Source organism: Streptacidiphilus jeojiense, from assembly GCF_000719095.1.
Lineage (GTDB): Bacteria > Actinomycetota > Actinomycetes > Streptomycetales > Streptomycetaceae > Streptacidiphilus > Streptacidiphilus jeojiensis.
Genome location: NZ_JOEH01000005.1, coordinates 33,922 through 46,898, shown reverse-complemented (window position 1 = coordinate 46,898; position 12,977 = coordinate 33,922). Strand labels below are relative to the sequence as shown.

General features: G+C 71.1%; 11 protein-coding genes. 9 read left to right on the top strand and 2 right to left on the bottom strand.

Annotation, left to right across the window (positions count from 1 at the left end):
- Positions 1-126: 126 nt before the first annotated feature.
- Positions 127-1,014, top strand: coding sequence for a polysaccharide deacetylase family protein (locus IF29_RS0107780; RefSeq protein ID WP_030251474.1), 888 nt, complete (start codon positions 127-129; stop codon positions 1,012-1,014).
- Here IF29_RS0107780 and IF29_RS0107775 read toward each other — a convergent pair.
- Positions 1,011-2,252: a class I SAM-dependent methyltransferase gene (locus IF29_RS0107775; protein ID WP_030251471.1), complete on the bottom strand. Its 1,242-nt coding sequence runs from the start codon at positions 2,250-2,252 to the stop codon at positions 1,011-1,013. The genes IF29_RS0107780 and IF29_RS0107775 overlap by 4 nt on opposite strands.
- Positions 2,253-2,471: 219 nt before the next feature.
- On the opposite strand from IF29_RS0107775, the gene groES reads away from it, so the two are divergent.
- The 3 genes from groES to IF29_RS0107760 all read left to right on the top strand — a co-directional run bounded on the left by groES (position 2,472) and on the right by IF29_RS0107760 (position 5,688).
- Positions 2,472-2,780: a co-chaperone GroES gene (groES, locus tag IF29_RS0107770; RefSeq protein WP_030251468.1), complete on the top strand. Its 309-nt coding sequence runs from the start codon at positions 2,472-2,474 to the stop codon at positions 2,778-2,780.
- A gap of 126 nt (positions 2,781-2,906) precedes the next feature.
- Complete coding sequence (groL, locus tag IF29_RS0107765; RefSeq protein ID WP_030251466.1) at positions 2,907-4,538, top strand: chaperonin GroEL; 1,632 nt, start codon at positions 2,907-2,909, stop codon at positions 4,536-4,538.
- A 151-nt stretch (positions 4,539-4,689) separates the two neighbouring features.
- Positions 4,690-5,688 (top strand): LysR family transcriptional regulator, encoded by a 999-nt coding sequence (locus tag IF29_RS0107760; RefSeq protein ID WP_030251464.1) that lies wholly within the window; start codon positions 4,690-4,692, stop codon positions 5,686-5,688.
- Between the two features lie 59 nt (positions 5,689-5,747).
- Here IF29_RS0107760 and IF29_RS0107755 read toward each other — a convergent pair whose 3' ends face one another.
- A complete protein-coding gene (locus IF29_RS0107755) occupies positions 5,748-6,125 on the bottom strand; it encodes a WhiB family transcriptional regulator (protein ID WP_051725031.1) in 378 nt (125 codons plus the stop codon).
- Between the two features lie 507 nt (positions 6,126-6,632).
- Here IF29_RS0107755 and IF29_RS0107750 point away from each other — a divergent pair.
- The 5 genes from IF29_RS0107750 (at position 6,633) to IF29_RS0107730 (ending at position 12,961) form a co-directional block, all read left to right on the top strand.
- Positions 6,633-7,244 carry a response regulator transcription factor gene (locus IF29_RS0107750; RefSeq protein ID WP_030251459.1) on the top strand — a complete coding sequence of 204 codons (612 nt, stop codon included), beginning with the start codon at positions 6,633-6,635 and terminating at the stop codon, positions 7,242-7,244.
- Positions 7,245-7,538: 294 nt separating this feature from the next.
- Positions 7,539-8,177, top strand: coding sequence for an RNA polymerase sigma factor ShbA (shbA, locus tag IF29_RS0107745; protein ID WP_030251448.1), 639 nt, complete (start codon positions 7,539-7,541; stop codon positions 8,175-8,177).
- A gap of 225 nt (positions 8,178-8,402) precedes the next feature.
- On the top strand, positions 8,403-9,905 hold the full coding sequence (guaB, locus tag IF29_RS0107740; RefSeq protein ID WP_030251444.1) for an IMP dehydrogenase: 1,503 nt from the start codon (positions 8,403-8,405) through the stop codon (positions 9,903-9,905).
- A 95-nt stretch (positions 9,906-10,000) separates the two neighbouring features.
- A complete protein-coding gene (locus IF29_RS0107735) occupies positions 10,001-11,125 on the top strand; it encodes a GuaB3 family IMP dehydrogenase-related protein (protein ID WP_030251441.1) in 1,125 nt (374 codons plus the stop codon).
- Positions 11,126-11,251: 126 nt separating this feature from the next.
- Positions 11,252-12,961: a glycerol-3-phosphate dehydrogenase/oxidase gene (locus IF29_RS0107730; RefSeq protein ID WP_030251438.1), complete on the top strand. Its 1,710-nt coding sequence runs from the start codon at positions 11,252-11,254 to the stop codon at positions 12,959-12,961.
- Positions 12,962-12,977: the final 16 nt, after the last annotated feature.

Below are 12,977 nucleotides of genomic sequence, written 5' to 3'. Positions count from 1 at the left end.
GTCGGAAAAGGTCGGAGCAATCCTTACCTGTTTGGTTACTGGGAACTGTCTGGGAGTCGCTAACGTCCTGTTCGTGCGTATGCGCATGCGTACGAACGGGCACGTCGGGCGGGGAGTGGACAGACGGTGGAACGGCACGGCAGGGCCCTGGGCACGGCAGCGGGGGCACTGGCCCTGACGGCGTTGGCGACGGCGTGCGGCGCGGGCGGCGGAGCGACCCCGACGGGCAGTCCCACGGCCGGAGCGGTGCCCGTGGTCGCCCCCTCGTCCGCCGCGACCCCGACCGGCTCCGTGGATCCCACGGCGATGTCCACCGATCCGGCGCTCTGGTCCAAGTGGGGCCTCAAGCCGATGCGGCCCTCGCCCGCGCCGCCCGCCGACAAGCCGATCAAGCTGACGAGGACCGGCAAGGTCCCGGTCTTCCGCTCGGTGCCGACCGACCAGAAGGTGGTCTTCATCACCCTGGACGACGGCGCCGAGAAGGACCCGCGCTTCGTCGCGATGATGCGCGACCTCAGGGTCCCGTTCACGATGTTCCTGATGAACGACACCATCAAGGACGACTACGGCTACTTCAAGCCGCTGCAGGCGCTGGGCAACAGCATCCAGAACCACACCCTGCACCACCCGGCGATGAGCACCGTCTCGGCGGCCCGGCAGCGGGAGGAGGTCTGCGGCGACCAGAAGGTCATCACCACCGAGTACGGCGTCGCGCCCTTCCTGTTCCGCCCGCCCTACGGCGACGGCGCCTACTCGTCCACCCTGAACTCCTCGGTCCAGGCCTGCGGTCCGCGCGCCATCGTCTACTGGAAGGAGACGATGCAGATAACCGGCCTGCAGTACCAGACCGGCGACCGGAAGCTGCAGGACGGCGACATCATCCTGGCCCACTTCCGCGGCCCCTCGGAGCTCAAGGGCGAGACCATGACCGCGATGTTCGTCAACCTGCTGAAGCGGATCCAGGAGCAGGGGTTCACCGTGGCCCGGCTGGACGACTACATCCGGAAGCCCTAGCCCGCCGGGGGAGTCGCCGGCTGACCCAGCAGCATGGTCGGGGCGCCGGCGACCCGGGTCAGGAAGACCGTGCAGGAGTTCGGCCCCTCCGGCTTGAGCTTGCGGCGCAGCTCCTCGGGCTCGATCGCGGAGCCGCGCTTCTTCACCACCACCGTGCCGACCCGGCGTTCGCGCAGCAGGGCCTTGAGCTTCTTCAGGCCGAAGGGGAGCACATCGGTGATCTCGTAGCCGGTGGCGAAGGGCGTGGGGCGCAGCTCATCCGCCGTCAGATAGGCGATGGTGGGGTCGATCAGGGCCGCGTCCAGCTGCTCGGCGACCTCGGCGACCAGGTGGGCCCGGATCACCGCGCCGTCCGGCTCGTAGAGGTAGCGGCGGACCGGTACGGCCTCCGGATCCGGGAGCCGACCACCCGTGAGGGTGACGCCGGCGGGAAGCAGGGTCGCCCGATGGGGTTGTCCCTGGGCGGGCCCGGTGCCGAACCAGAGCACGGCCTCCTTGACGTCCCCGCCGTCGGACACCCACTCGGCCTCGGCGCCCTCGGGGACCGCCTCGTGCGGGATGCCGGGGGCCACCTTGAGGGCGGCGAACCGGGTCTGCCGGGCGGCGCCGACGGCCCAGCTCAGGGGCGGTGAGTAAGCCTCGGGATCGAAGATCCGCCCGCCCGTCGCCCGACCACCACCCCTGCCCGAGGCGCTTCGCGCCGCACCTCTTGTTCCTCCACGTCGCGCGGGATCGACGAACACGGCGTCAAAACCGTTCAGCGGCACGTCCGCCACATCGCCGCAGTGCTGCTCGATCAGGCCGTCCAGGCCCAGTGCGGCGGCGTTGGCCTCGGCGACCGCGCAGGTCAGCGGGGAGCGGTCGACGGCGAGCACCTCGATGCCGGCCCGGGCCAGGGCGATCGCGTCGCCGCCGACGCCCGAGCAGAGGTCGGCGAGGCGGCGCACCCCCAGCGCCTTGAAACGCTCCGCGCGCCATGCGGCGACGCTGGTGCGGGTGGCCTGCTCGACCCCGTCCGGGGTGAAGTACATCCGGGCCGCGTCGGCGGCGCCGAACTTCGCCGCCGCCCGCTGCCGCAGCCGGGCCTGGCCGATCGCCGCCGACACCAGCTCGGCGTCGTGGTCGCGCCGCAGCCGGGTCGCAACCGCCAGCTCCTGCCCCGGCGAGTGGTCCGCCAGCTCGGCCAGCAGGGCCTGGCCCTCGTCGGTCAGCAGGGCACGGAACGATTCGATCTCCACCGCACCATCATCCACCGCGTCCCGGTCATCGAATAAGCGCGTCGTTGGCACTCTGGTTGACTGAGTGCTAACCGCGGCCTAGTGTCGTCGTTGGCACTCTCCCCCGGAGAGCGCTAACCGCGAGAGGGCAGGTCCGGCACCGCGACGACGGGCTTGCACCACACCTCTGGCACCCAAGACATGTATCACCCCGTGATCTCCGAAGGGGGAGGTCGGAACGTGACGACCACCAGCTCCAAGGTTGCCATCAAGCCGCTCGAGGACCGCATCGTGGTCCAGCCGCTCGAGGCCGAGCAGACCACGGCCTCTGGCCTGGTCATCCCGGACACTGCCAAGGAGAAGCCCCAGGAGGGCGTCGTCCTGGCCGTGGGCCCGGGTCGCTTCGAGGACGGCCAGCGTCTGCCGCTCGACGTCGCCGTCGGCGACATCGTGCTGTACAGCAAGTACGGCGGCACCGAGGTCAAGTACAACGGCCAGGAGTACCTGGTCCTCTCGGCCCGCGACGTGCTCGCGATCGTCGAGAAGTAGGCAGTACCGCACTACTGCAGCACCAGCTGACGCTGACCGCAGAGTCGTGACCCCGCCCGGGCCCCCAGTCTTCACTGTGTGAGACCGGGTGTCCGGGCTCGGTTGTTTGAGAGGGAAACCCTAAGCATGGCGAAGATCCTGAAGTTCGACGAGGACGCCCGCCGCTCGCTCGAGCGTGGCGTCAACAAGCTGGCCGACACCGTGAAGGTGACGCTCGGCCCCAAGGGCCGCAACGTCGTCATCGACAAGAAGTTCGGCGCCCCGACCATCACCAACGACGGTGTCACCATCGCCCGTGAGGTCGAGCTCGACGACCCGTACGAGAACCTTGGCGCGCAGCTCGTCAAGGAGGTCGCGACCAAGACCAACGACATCGCGGGTGACGGCACCACCACCGCGACCGTCCTGGCCCAGGCCCTGGTCAACGAGGGTCTGCGCAACGTCGCCGCCGGCGCGGGCCCCTCGGGCCTGAAGAAGGGCATCGACGCCGCCGTCAAGGCCGTGTCGGACCACCTGCTCTCGGTCGCCCGTGAGATCGACGGCAAGGAGGACATCGCCGCTGTCGCCGCGCTCTCCGCGCAGGACCAGCAGGTCGGTGACCTGATCGCCGAGGCCATGGACAAGGTCGGCAAGGACGGTGTGATCACCGTCGAGGAGTCGAACACCTTCGGCCTGGAGCTCGAGTTCACCGAGGGCATGCAGTTCGACAAGGGCTACCTGTCGCCCTACATGGTCACCGACCAGGAGCGGATGGAGGCCGTCCTGGAGGACCCCTACATCCTGATCCACCAGGGCAAGATCTCCTCGATCCAGGACCTGCTCCCGCTGCTGGAGAAGATCCTCCAGGGCGGCGCCAGCAAGCCGCTGCTGATCATCGCCGAGGACGTCGACGGCGAGGCGCTGTCCACCCTCGTGGTGAACAAGATCCGCGGCACCTTCAACGCCGTCGCGGTGAAGGCCCCCGGCTTCGGCGACCGCCGCAAGGCCATGCTCGGCGACCTGGCCACCCTCACCGGTGCCACCGTCATCGCCGAGGAGGTCGGCCTCAAGCTCGACCAGGCCGGTCTGGAGTCCCTGGGCTCCGCCCGCCGGGTCACCGTCTCCAAGGACAACACCACCGTCGTCGACGGCGCCGGTGACTCCTCCGAGGTGGCCGGCCGGGTCGCGCAGATCAAGGCCGAGATCGAGAACACCGACTCGGACTGGGACCGCGAGAAGCTGCAGGAGCGCTTGGCCAAGCTGGCCGGCGGGGTCTGCGTGATCAAGGTCGGCGCGGCCACCGAGGTCGAGCTCAAGGAGAAGAAGCACCGTCTCGAGGACGCCATCTCGGCGACCCGCGCGGCGGTCGAGGAGGGCATCGTCGCCGGTGGCGGCGCCTCCCTCGTGCACTCCCAGAAGGTGCTCGACGGCGGGCTCGGCCTGTCCGGCGACGAGGCCGTCGGTGTCGCGGTGGTCCGCCGCGCGCTGGTCGAGCCGCTGCGCTGGATCGCCCAGAACGCGGGCCTCGAGGGCTACGTCATCACCACCAAGGTGGCGGAGCTGGACGAGGGCCAGGGCTACAACGCCGCGACCGGCGAGTACGGCGACCTGATCAAGGCCGGCGTCATCGACCCGGTCAAGGTGACGCGCTCCGCGCTGCAGAACGCCGCGTCGATCGCCTCGCTGCTGCTCACGACCGAGACCCTGGTCGTCGAGAAGCCGGCCGAGGACGAGGGCGACGCGGGCCACAGCCACGGTGGGCACGGCCACAGCCACTAGGTCGTAGCGCGCCGATCGGGGCGCGGGGAGCTGTCTGCGGCGGGTGCACCTTTCGGGGCGGCCCGTCGCGCAGCTTCTCGCGCCCCTTGGCGTTTCATAAGCGCGTGCACAGGTTTCGGTCCGGTGTCATAGGGGCGCTTATGCTGGGGGGATGATCGAGGCCCGTCATCTTCGTGTGCTGCGCGCCGTCGCGCGCACCGGTTCGTTCTCCGCGGCCGCGCGGGAGCTGGGGTACACCCAGCCCGCGGTGAGCCAGCAGATGAAGGCGCTGGAGAAGTCGGTGGGGACCCCGCTGGTGGTCCGGGTCGGGCGCGGGGTGCAGCTCAGCGAGGCCGGCGAGGTGCTGGTGCGGCACGCCGCCGGGATCCTGGCGGGGCTCACCGCGGCCGAGGAGGAGCTGGCGGCGATCGCCGGGCTGCGGGCCGGGCGGGTGCGGCTGGTGTCCTTCCCCACCGCGAGCTCGACGCTGGTGCCGGCCGCGGTGGCCGGGGTGCGCGAGGCGCAGCCGGGCATCCGGGTCTCGCTGACCGAGGCCGAGCCGCCCGAGTCGCTGGCGATGCTGCGCGGCGGGGACTGCGAGGTGGCGCTGGCCTTCCGCTACCCGGGACGCGTTACGGAGCTGCATCTGCCGCTGGACGATGCGGGCGGGTCGCGGCGGCAGGCGCGGGCCGAGGCAGTGGTGGAGGCCTCCGTCTCGGCCGCCGCCTGTGACTGGTCCGACCTGGTGGTCCGGCCGCTGCTGGAGGACCGGCTGGTCGGCGTGGTCGCCGCCGGGCACCGGCTGGCCGGGCGCGGCGCCGACGATCCGGTGGAGCTGGCCGAGCTGGCCGACGAGCAGTGGATCGCGGGGTGCCCGCAGTGCCGGGGCCACCTGGTGGACATGTGCGCCGAGGAGGGGTTCGCGCCCCGGATCGACTTCGCCACCGACGACTACCCCGCGGTGCTGGGCCTGGTCGGCGCGGGGCTGGGCGTCGCCGTGCTGCCGGAGCTGGCGCTGGCGTCGGTGCGGTCGGCCGGGGTGGCCGTGGTGCCGCTGGCCTCGGGGGTGTTCCGCGAGGTCGTCGCGCTCACGCTGCCGGACCTGGCGCAGGTGCCCGCGGTGGAGCTGATGCTGGACCGGCTGGCCCGGGTGCCCGTCCCGTCCCGCTGACGCGTTCGGGGGCGGGGACCCGGGCGGTTGAAGAAACGATTCTTCTTTGTTTCCGCTGGTCAGCGCCGGACCGACTCGAAGACATCGGCGTCCAGGTCCACGTCCGCGTCCTCATCGGCGTCGGCCTCGGCGTCCCGGTCGGCGTTGGCGCTCGGCCGGTGCCGGGTCCGGCCCAGCAGCTCCTCGCGGTCGTCCTCGGTCAGTCCGCCCCAGACCCCGTACGGCTCGCGTACGGCCAGGGCGTGGGTGGCGCACTCGGTGCGCACCGGGCAGCGGGAGCAGACCTCCTTGGCGGACTGCTCGCGGGAGCTGCGTGCAGCCCCTCGCTCGCCCTCGGGGTGGAAGAAGAGGGAGCTGTCGACACCGCGGCAGGCGGCGGAGAGCTGCCAGTCCCAGAGATCGGCGTTGGGGCCGGGGAGGCGGGAGAAGTCTGCCATTGCTGCTCATTCCCTCAAGTTGTTGTGCGGTCCGGTCCTAGTAGCTGAAAATATGACTCACATAGATCTAATCGGACAAGAGGCCATCAGCGTTGCATATGTGTCGTATGTTCTGAAAATCTCATAAAACGGACGAAGGGAGTAGCCGCGTGTCCTGCGACTGGGGGTACTCGTTGGGGCTGGAGGTAGGCCGAATGCGGCCGCCACGCCGGGTCCGGTCGACGGCTGCGGAGCCGTGTGCGACGTGCGTGCGCTGTGCGCGCGGCGCCTGTGCGCCGGAGTGCACTGCGCGGTGGATGATCCGTAACGGGTCGACCACATAGAGTGGTGGAGGCGATCGTCGGGCCCGTAACTCATTCGGGTGACGGTCGTTGGTTGTGCGGAGGCGGTCAGCGGGTCGGACGTCGGGGAAGACGTCTGTCGCCACGGCCGTGCCGGTGACGCTTTGTACCAGCTCGTACCAGCCAGGAGGCTCAACGTGACGCGGATCAGCTGCGGAGGACGGTCATGACTTCCGTTCTCGTCTGTGACGATTCACCGCTTGCCCGGGAGGCGCTCCGCCGTGCGGTCGCGACCGTGCCCGGTGTCGACCGGGTGACCACCGCCACCAACGGTGAGGAGGTGCTCCGCCGCTGGGTGGCCGACCGGTCCGACCTGGTCCTCATGGACGTGCGGATGCCCGGCCTCGGCGGTGTCGAGACCGTGCGGCGGCTGCTGTCCGCCGACCCGGGTGCCCGCATCATCATGCTCACCGTCGCCGAGGACCTCGACGGTGTGGCACTCGCGGTGGCCGCCGGCGCGCGGGGCTACCTGCACAAGGACGCCTCACGGGCGGAGCTGCGCGCCACGGTCACCCAGGCCCTCGCCGACCCGACCTGGCGGCTCGCGCCCCGGCGGCTGCGCTGCGCCGAGATGGGGGCCGCGCCGACACTGACGGCGCGTGAGATCCAGGTGCTGGAGGGGATGAGCCACGGTCGCAGCAACGCCGAGATCGGCCGGGAGCTGTTCCTCTCCGAGGACACCGTCAAGACCCACGCCCGTCGCCTCTTCAAGAAGCTCGGCGCCTCGGACCGGGCCCACGCCGTCGCCCTCGGCTTCCGCTGGGGCCTGGTGCGCTGACGGTGGTGTGCAGCCCCCCGCCCGACGGGCGGGGGAGGGTTGCCCGGGTTCCGCCGGGTAGGCTCCGAGCGTGGCCCGTCCGCCACCCGGGGTCTGCGTGGGGGCGCGGGGGGTCGTTCCCCCGGAGACCGGAGCGCGGGGATTCCCGGCCGAGGGCGCACCATGGAGTACATGGACCGAATGCGGAGTCCGGCGGCCGGTGGGCGGGAGGGGTCAGTGGTGGCGCATAACGTTCCGATGCACAAGTCGGGGTGCGGTGCCGCGTTTTCCTCTGCGACCAGGCACCATGGACCGGTGCGTGACGACGAAGTGACGGCTGCCGCAGGCGGCGTCCAGACCACCGGTGGGGCTGCTGTTCCCATCGGTGCGCTCGTGGTCCGTGCGGTCGGCGGCGACGCCGAGGCCACCGACGAGCTGCTGGCCCGGGTCCACCCGCTGGTGCTGCGCTACTGCCGGGCCCGGCTGGTCCGGCTGCCCGGGGGCGCTCGGCACCATGTGGACGACGTGGCCCAGGAGGTCTGCCTCGCCGTGCTGTGCGCGTTGCCGCGCTACCGCGACCAGGGGCGTCCCTTCGAGGCCTTCGTGTACGGGATCGCCGCGCACAAGGTGGCCGATCTGCAGCGGGCCGCGATGAAGGGGCCCGGGCAGTCGGTGTTCCTCGCGGAGGAGCTGCCGGAGACCCCCGACGACGCGCTGGGGCCGGAGGAGCGGGCGCTGCTGAGCAGTGACGCGGCGTGGGCGCGGGAGCTTTTGGCCTGTCTGCCGGCCAGGCAGCGGGAGCTGGTGCTGCTGCGGGTGGCGGCGGGGCTGACGGCTGAGGAGACCGGGGAGGTGCTGGGGATGTCCGCGGGGGCTGTGCGGGTGGCTCAGCATCGGGCTCTTAGTCGGTTGCGGGCTTTGGCGCTGGGTGGGCCCGAAGGGCTGTCCGCGTAGCGGTGCGGCTTGTGCATGGTTGGCCGCGCAGTTCCTCGCGCCCCTGGGTGCTGCATGGCGGGGCGCCGGGAGAGTGTGGCGCTAAGCACATGAGGGGGTTGTGGCGCAAGAGGTCTTTCTGTGTACCGGTAGACTCAAGTATCGGTGCCTAAGCTGCCTTGCTGGAAGGCCCCCGGTGGCGCCGACGTCGAGTGGTTGATCGGGTCGGTACGGGAAGGTGCCCCAATGTCTTTGAATGCCGCAGGTGTCCCCGAGAAGTTCGCGATGCTCGGGCTCACCTACGACGACGTCCTGCTGCTCCCCGGAGCCTCCGAGGTGCTGCCGAACATGGTGGACACCTCGTCACGGGTGTCGCGGAACGTCCGGGTGAACATTCCTCTGCTGTCCGCCGCGATGGACAAGGTGACCGAGTCGCGGATGGCGATCGCCATGGCCCGTCAGGGCGGCGTCGGTGTGCTGCACCGCAATCTCTCCATCGAGGACCAGGTGAACCAGGTCGACCTGGTGAAGCGGTCCGAGTCCGGCATGGTCACCGACCCGATCACGGTCAGCCCCGAGGCCACGCTGGCCGAGGCGGACGCGCTCTGCGCCAAGTTCCGGATCAGCGGCGTACCGGTGACCGACCCGTCCGGGCGGCTGCTGGGCATCGTCACCAACCGTGACATGGCCTTCGAGTCGGACCGCAGCCGCCAGGTGCGCGAGGTCATGACCCCGATGCCGCTGATCACCGGAGAGGTCGGGATAAGCGGTGAGGACGCCATCGCCCGGCTGCGCCGCCACAAGATCGAGAAGCTGCCGCTGGTGGACGCGGAGGGCAGGCTCAAGGGCCTGATCACGGTCAAGGACTTCGTCAAGGCCGAGAAGTACCCGCTGGCCGCCAAGGACGCCGAGGGCCGGCTGCTGGTCGGTGCCGCGGTCGGTGCCAGCGCCGAGTCGCTGGAGCGGGCCCAGGCGCTGGCCGAGGTGGGCGTGGACTTCCTGGTGGTGGACACCTCGCACGGCCACAACAGCAACGCGCTGAGGTGGATGGCCAAGATCAAGTCCGCGGTGGACGTCGACGTGGTCGGCGGCAACGTCGCCACCCGGGACGGCGCCCAGGCGCTGATCGACGCCGGCGTGGACGGGGTCAAGGTCGGCGTGGGCCCCGGCTCGATCTGCACCACCCGGGTGGTCGCCGGCATCGGCGTCCCCCAGGTCACCGCGATCTACGAGGCGGCGCTGGCCTGTCGCGAGGCCGGCGTGCCGGTCATCGGCGACGGCGGCCTGCAGTACTCCGGCGACATCGGCAAGGCCCTGGCGGCCGGCGCCGACACGGTGATGCTGGGCAGCCTGCTCGCGGGCTGCGAGGAGTCGCCGGGCGAGCTGCTGTTCATCAACGGCAAGCAGTTCAAGTCCTACCGCGGCATGGGCTCGCTGGGCGCCATGCAGTCCCGCGGCCAGGCCAAGTCCTTCTCCAAGGACCGCTACTTCCAGGGCGACGTCAGCTCCGACGAGAAGCTGATCGCCGAGGGCATCGAGGGCCAGGTGCCCTACCGCGGCCCGCTGTCCGCGGTGCTGTACCAGCTGGTCGGCGGCCTGCGGCAGACCATGGGCTACGTCGGCGCGGGCACCGTCGCCGAGATGGAGTCCAAGGGCCGCTTCGTCCGGATCACCTCGGCGGGGCTCAAGGAGAGCCACCCGCACGACATCCAGATGACCGTCGAGGCACCGAACTACCACGGCAAGTAGCCGCGCGTTCCACCGGAAGGGCCGCCTCGGCGGCCCTTCCGTGGTTGTACGGGATACTGGGCGATGGCAGTAGCAGGTTGAGCGAAGGGCTGGACGTGACCGAGATCGAGATCGGGCGGGGCAAGCGGGGCCGGCGGGCGTACGCCTTCGACGACATCGCCGTCGTACCGAGCCGGCGGACCCGGGACCCGAAGGAGGTCTCGATCGCCTGGCAGATCGACGCCTACCGCTTCGAGCTCCCGTTCCTGGCCGCGCCGATGGACAGCGTGGTCTCGCCGGAGCAGGCCATCGTCTTCGGGCAGATGGGCGGCCTGGGGGTGCTCAACCTGGAGGGGCTGTGGACCCGCTACGAGGACCCGCAGCCGCTGCTGGACGAGATCACCGAGGTCAAGGACGAGGCCGTGGCCACCCGGCGGCTCCAGGAGATCTACCGGGAGCCGATCAAGGCCGAGCTCATCGGCCGCCGGCTCAAGGAGATCCGTGACTCCGGCGTGGTCACCGCCGCCGCGCTGTCGCCGCAGCGGACCGCCGAGTTCTCCAAGGCCGTGGTCGACGCCGGGGTGGACATCTTCGTGATCCGCGGCACCACGGTCTCCGCCGAGCACGTCTCCGGCGCGGCCGAGCCGCTCAACCTCAAGCAGTTCATCTACGAGCTGGACGTCCCGGTGATCGTCGGCGGCTGCGCCACCTACACCGCGGCGCTGCACCTGATGCGCACCGGCGCGGCCGGCGTGCTGGTGGGCTTCGGCGGCGGTGCCGCGCACACCACCAGGACCGTGCTGGGCATCCAGGTGCCGATGGCGACCGCGGTCGCCGACGTCGCGGCGGCCCGGCGGGACTACATGGACGAGTCCGGCGGCCGCTACGTCCACGTCATCGCGGACGGCGGGGTCGGCTACAGCGGGGACCTGGCCAAGGCCGTGGCCTGCGGCGCCGACGCGGTGATGATCGGCGCGGCGCTGGCCCGGGCCAACGACGCGCCCGGCAAGGGCTTCCACTGGGGCATGGAGGCGGTGCACGAGGAGCTGCCGCGCGGAAAGCGGGTGGACCTGGGCACCGTCGGCAGCACCGCCGAGATCCTGCACGGCCCCTCGCACACCCCGGACGGCACCATGAACCTGTTCGGCGCGCTGCGCCGGGCGATGGCCACCACCGGCTACTCGGAGCTCAAGGAGTTCCAGCGGGTCGAGGTCACCGTGGCGCCCACCGCGCACCACTGACCGTTGTCCTTCCATCCACGTCCCCGGCGCGTTCCCGTGCCGGGGACGTGTGCTTTTCCCTGCGATTCTGGAGCAAAGCGGCAGACTTGCCGTGAGTAGGTCCTGTCGGAGCACACGGAGGCAGCCTTGCGTAGCGCGAAACTGGGACCGGCCGAGCGGGCGGGCGCACTGGCCCGGATGGCCGAGCAGGAACTCGACGTGCTGGTGGTCGGCGGCGGGGTGGTCGGTGCGGGGACGGCGCTGGACGCCGTGACCCGCGGCCTCGCGACCGGTCTGGTCGAGGCGAGGGACTGGGCGTCGGGGACGTCCAGCCGTTCCAGCAAGCTGATCCACGGGGGGTTGCGCTATCTGGAGATGCTGGACTTCGCGCTGGTCAAGGAGGCGCTGAAGGAGCGCGGGCTGCTGCTGGAGACGCTGGCGCCGCATCTGGTCAAACCGGTGCCGTTCCTCTACCCGCTGCAGCACCGCGGCTGGGAGCGGCCCTACGTCGGCTCCGGGGTGGCCCTGTACGACGCGATGTCGGTGGCCGGCGGCCACGGCCGGGGGCTGCCGGTGCACCGTCACCTGACCCGCCGCCAGGCCCTGCGGCAGGCACCCTGTCTGCGCAAGGACGCCCTGGTCGGCGCGGTGCAGTACTACGACGCGCAGATGGACGACGCCCGCTTCGTCACCACCCTGGTGCGCACCGCGGCCTCCTACGGGGCGCTGGCCGCCAACCGGGCCCGGGTGGTCGGCTTCCTGCGCGAGGGCGAGCGGGTGGTCGGCGCCCGGGTGCACGACCTGGAGCAGGGCGGCGAGTTCGAGGTGCGCGCCCGGCAGGTGGTCAACGCGACCGGGGTGTGGACCGACGAGACCCAGGCGCTGGTGGGCGAGCGCGGGCAGTTCCACGTCCGCGCCTCCAAGGGGATCCACCTGGTGGTGCCGCGGGACCGGATCCACTCCTCGACCGGGCTGATCCTGCGCACCGAGAAGAGCGTGCTCTTCGTCATCCCCTGGGGCCGGCACTGGATCGTGGGCACCACCGACACCGAGTGGAACCTCGGCAAGGACCACCCGGCGGCCAGCAGCGCCGACATCGAGTACCTGCTCGACCATGTGAACTCGGTGCTGGCGGTGCCGCTGACCAGGGAGGACGTCGAGGGCGTCTACGCCGGGCTGCGCCCGCTGCTGGCCGGGGAGTCGGACGCCACCTCCAAGCTCAGCCGCGAGCACGTGGTGCAGCACGCGGTGCCGGGGCTGGTGGTGGTGGCCGGCGGCAAGTACACCACCTACCGGGTGATGGCCGAGGACGCCGTGGACGAGGTGGTGCACGGGCTGGATCAGCGGGTCGCGCCGTCCTGCACCGAGCGGGTGCCGCTGCTGGGCGCCGAGGGCTACCAGGCGCTGTGGAACGGCCGGGCCGAGCTGGCCCGGCGCAGCGGACTGCACATCGCCAGGATCGAGCACCTGCTGAACCGCTACGGCTCGCTGGCCGAGGAGGTGCTGGCGCTGATCGCCGAGGACCCCACGCTGGCTGACGCACTGTCGGGCTCGGACGACTACCTGCGCGCCGAGGTGGTCTACGCGGCCCGCTACGAGGGCGCCAGGCACCTGGACGACGTGCTGGCCAGGCGGACCCGGATCTCCATCGAGACCTTCGACCGCGGCACCGCCGCGATGGTGGAGACGGCCGAGCTGATGGCCGGTGAACTCGGTTGGGACAAGGGGCAGGTGGACCGCGAGGTGGAGCACTACCGGAAGCGGGTGGAGGCGGAGCGCGAGTCGCAGCAGCAGCCCGACGACCTGACCGCGGACGCGGCCCGGCTGGGGGCGCAGGACATCGTGCCGCTGGGGTAGGGGAGGATTGGTACGT

What these genes read in the sequence shown, in the direction of transcription:
- groL (WP_030251466.1), top strand. Translation starts at nt 2,907, where the DNA reads ATGGCGAAGATCCTGAAGTTCGACGAGGACGCCCGCCGCTCGCTCGAG.
- IF29_RS0107760 (WP_030251464.1), top strand. Translation starts at nt 4,690, where the DNA reads ATGATCGAGGCCCGTCATCTTCGTGTGCTGCGCGCCGTCGCGCGCACC.
- IF29_RS0107755 (WP_051725031.1), bottom strand. Translation starts at nt 6,125, where the DNA reads ATGGCAGACTTCTCCCGCCTCCCCGGCCCCAACGCCGATCTCTGGGAC.
- IF29_RS0107750 (WP_030251459.1), top strand. Translation starts at nt 6,633, where the DNA reads ATGACTTCCGTTCTCGTCTGTGACGATTCACCGCTTGCCCGGGAGGCG.
- guaB (WP_030251444.1), top strand. Translation starts at nt 8,403, where the DNA reads ATGTCTTTGAATGCCGCAGGTGTCCCCGAGAAGTTCGCGATGCTCGGG.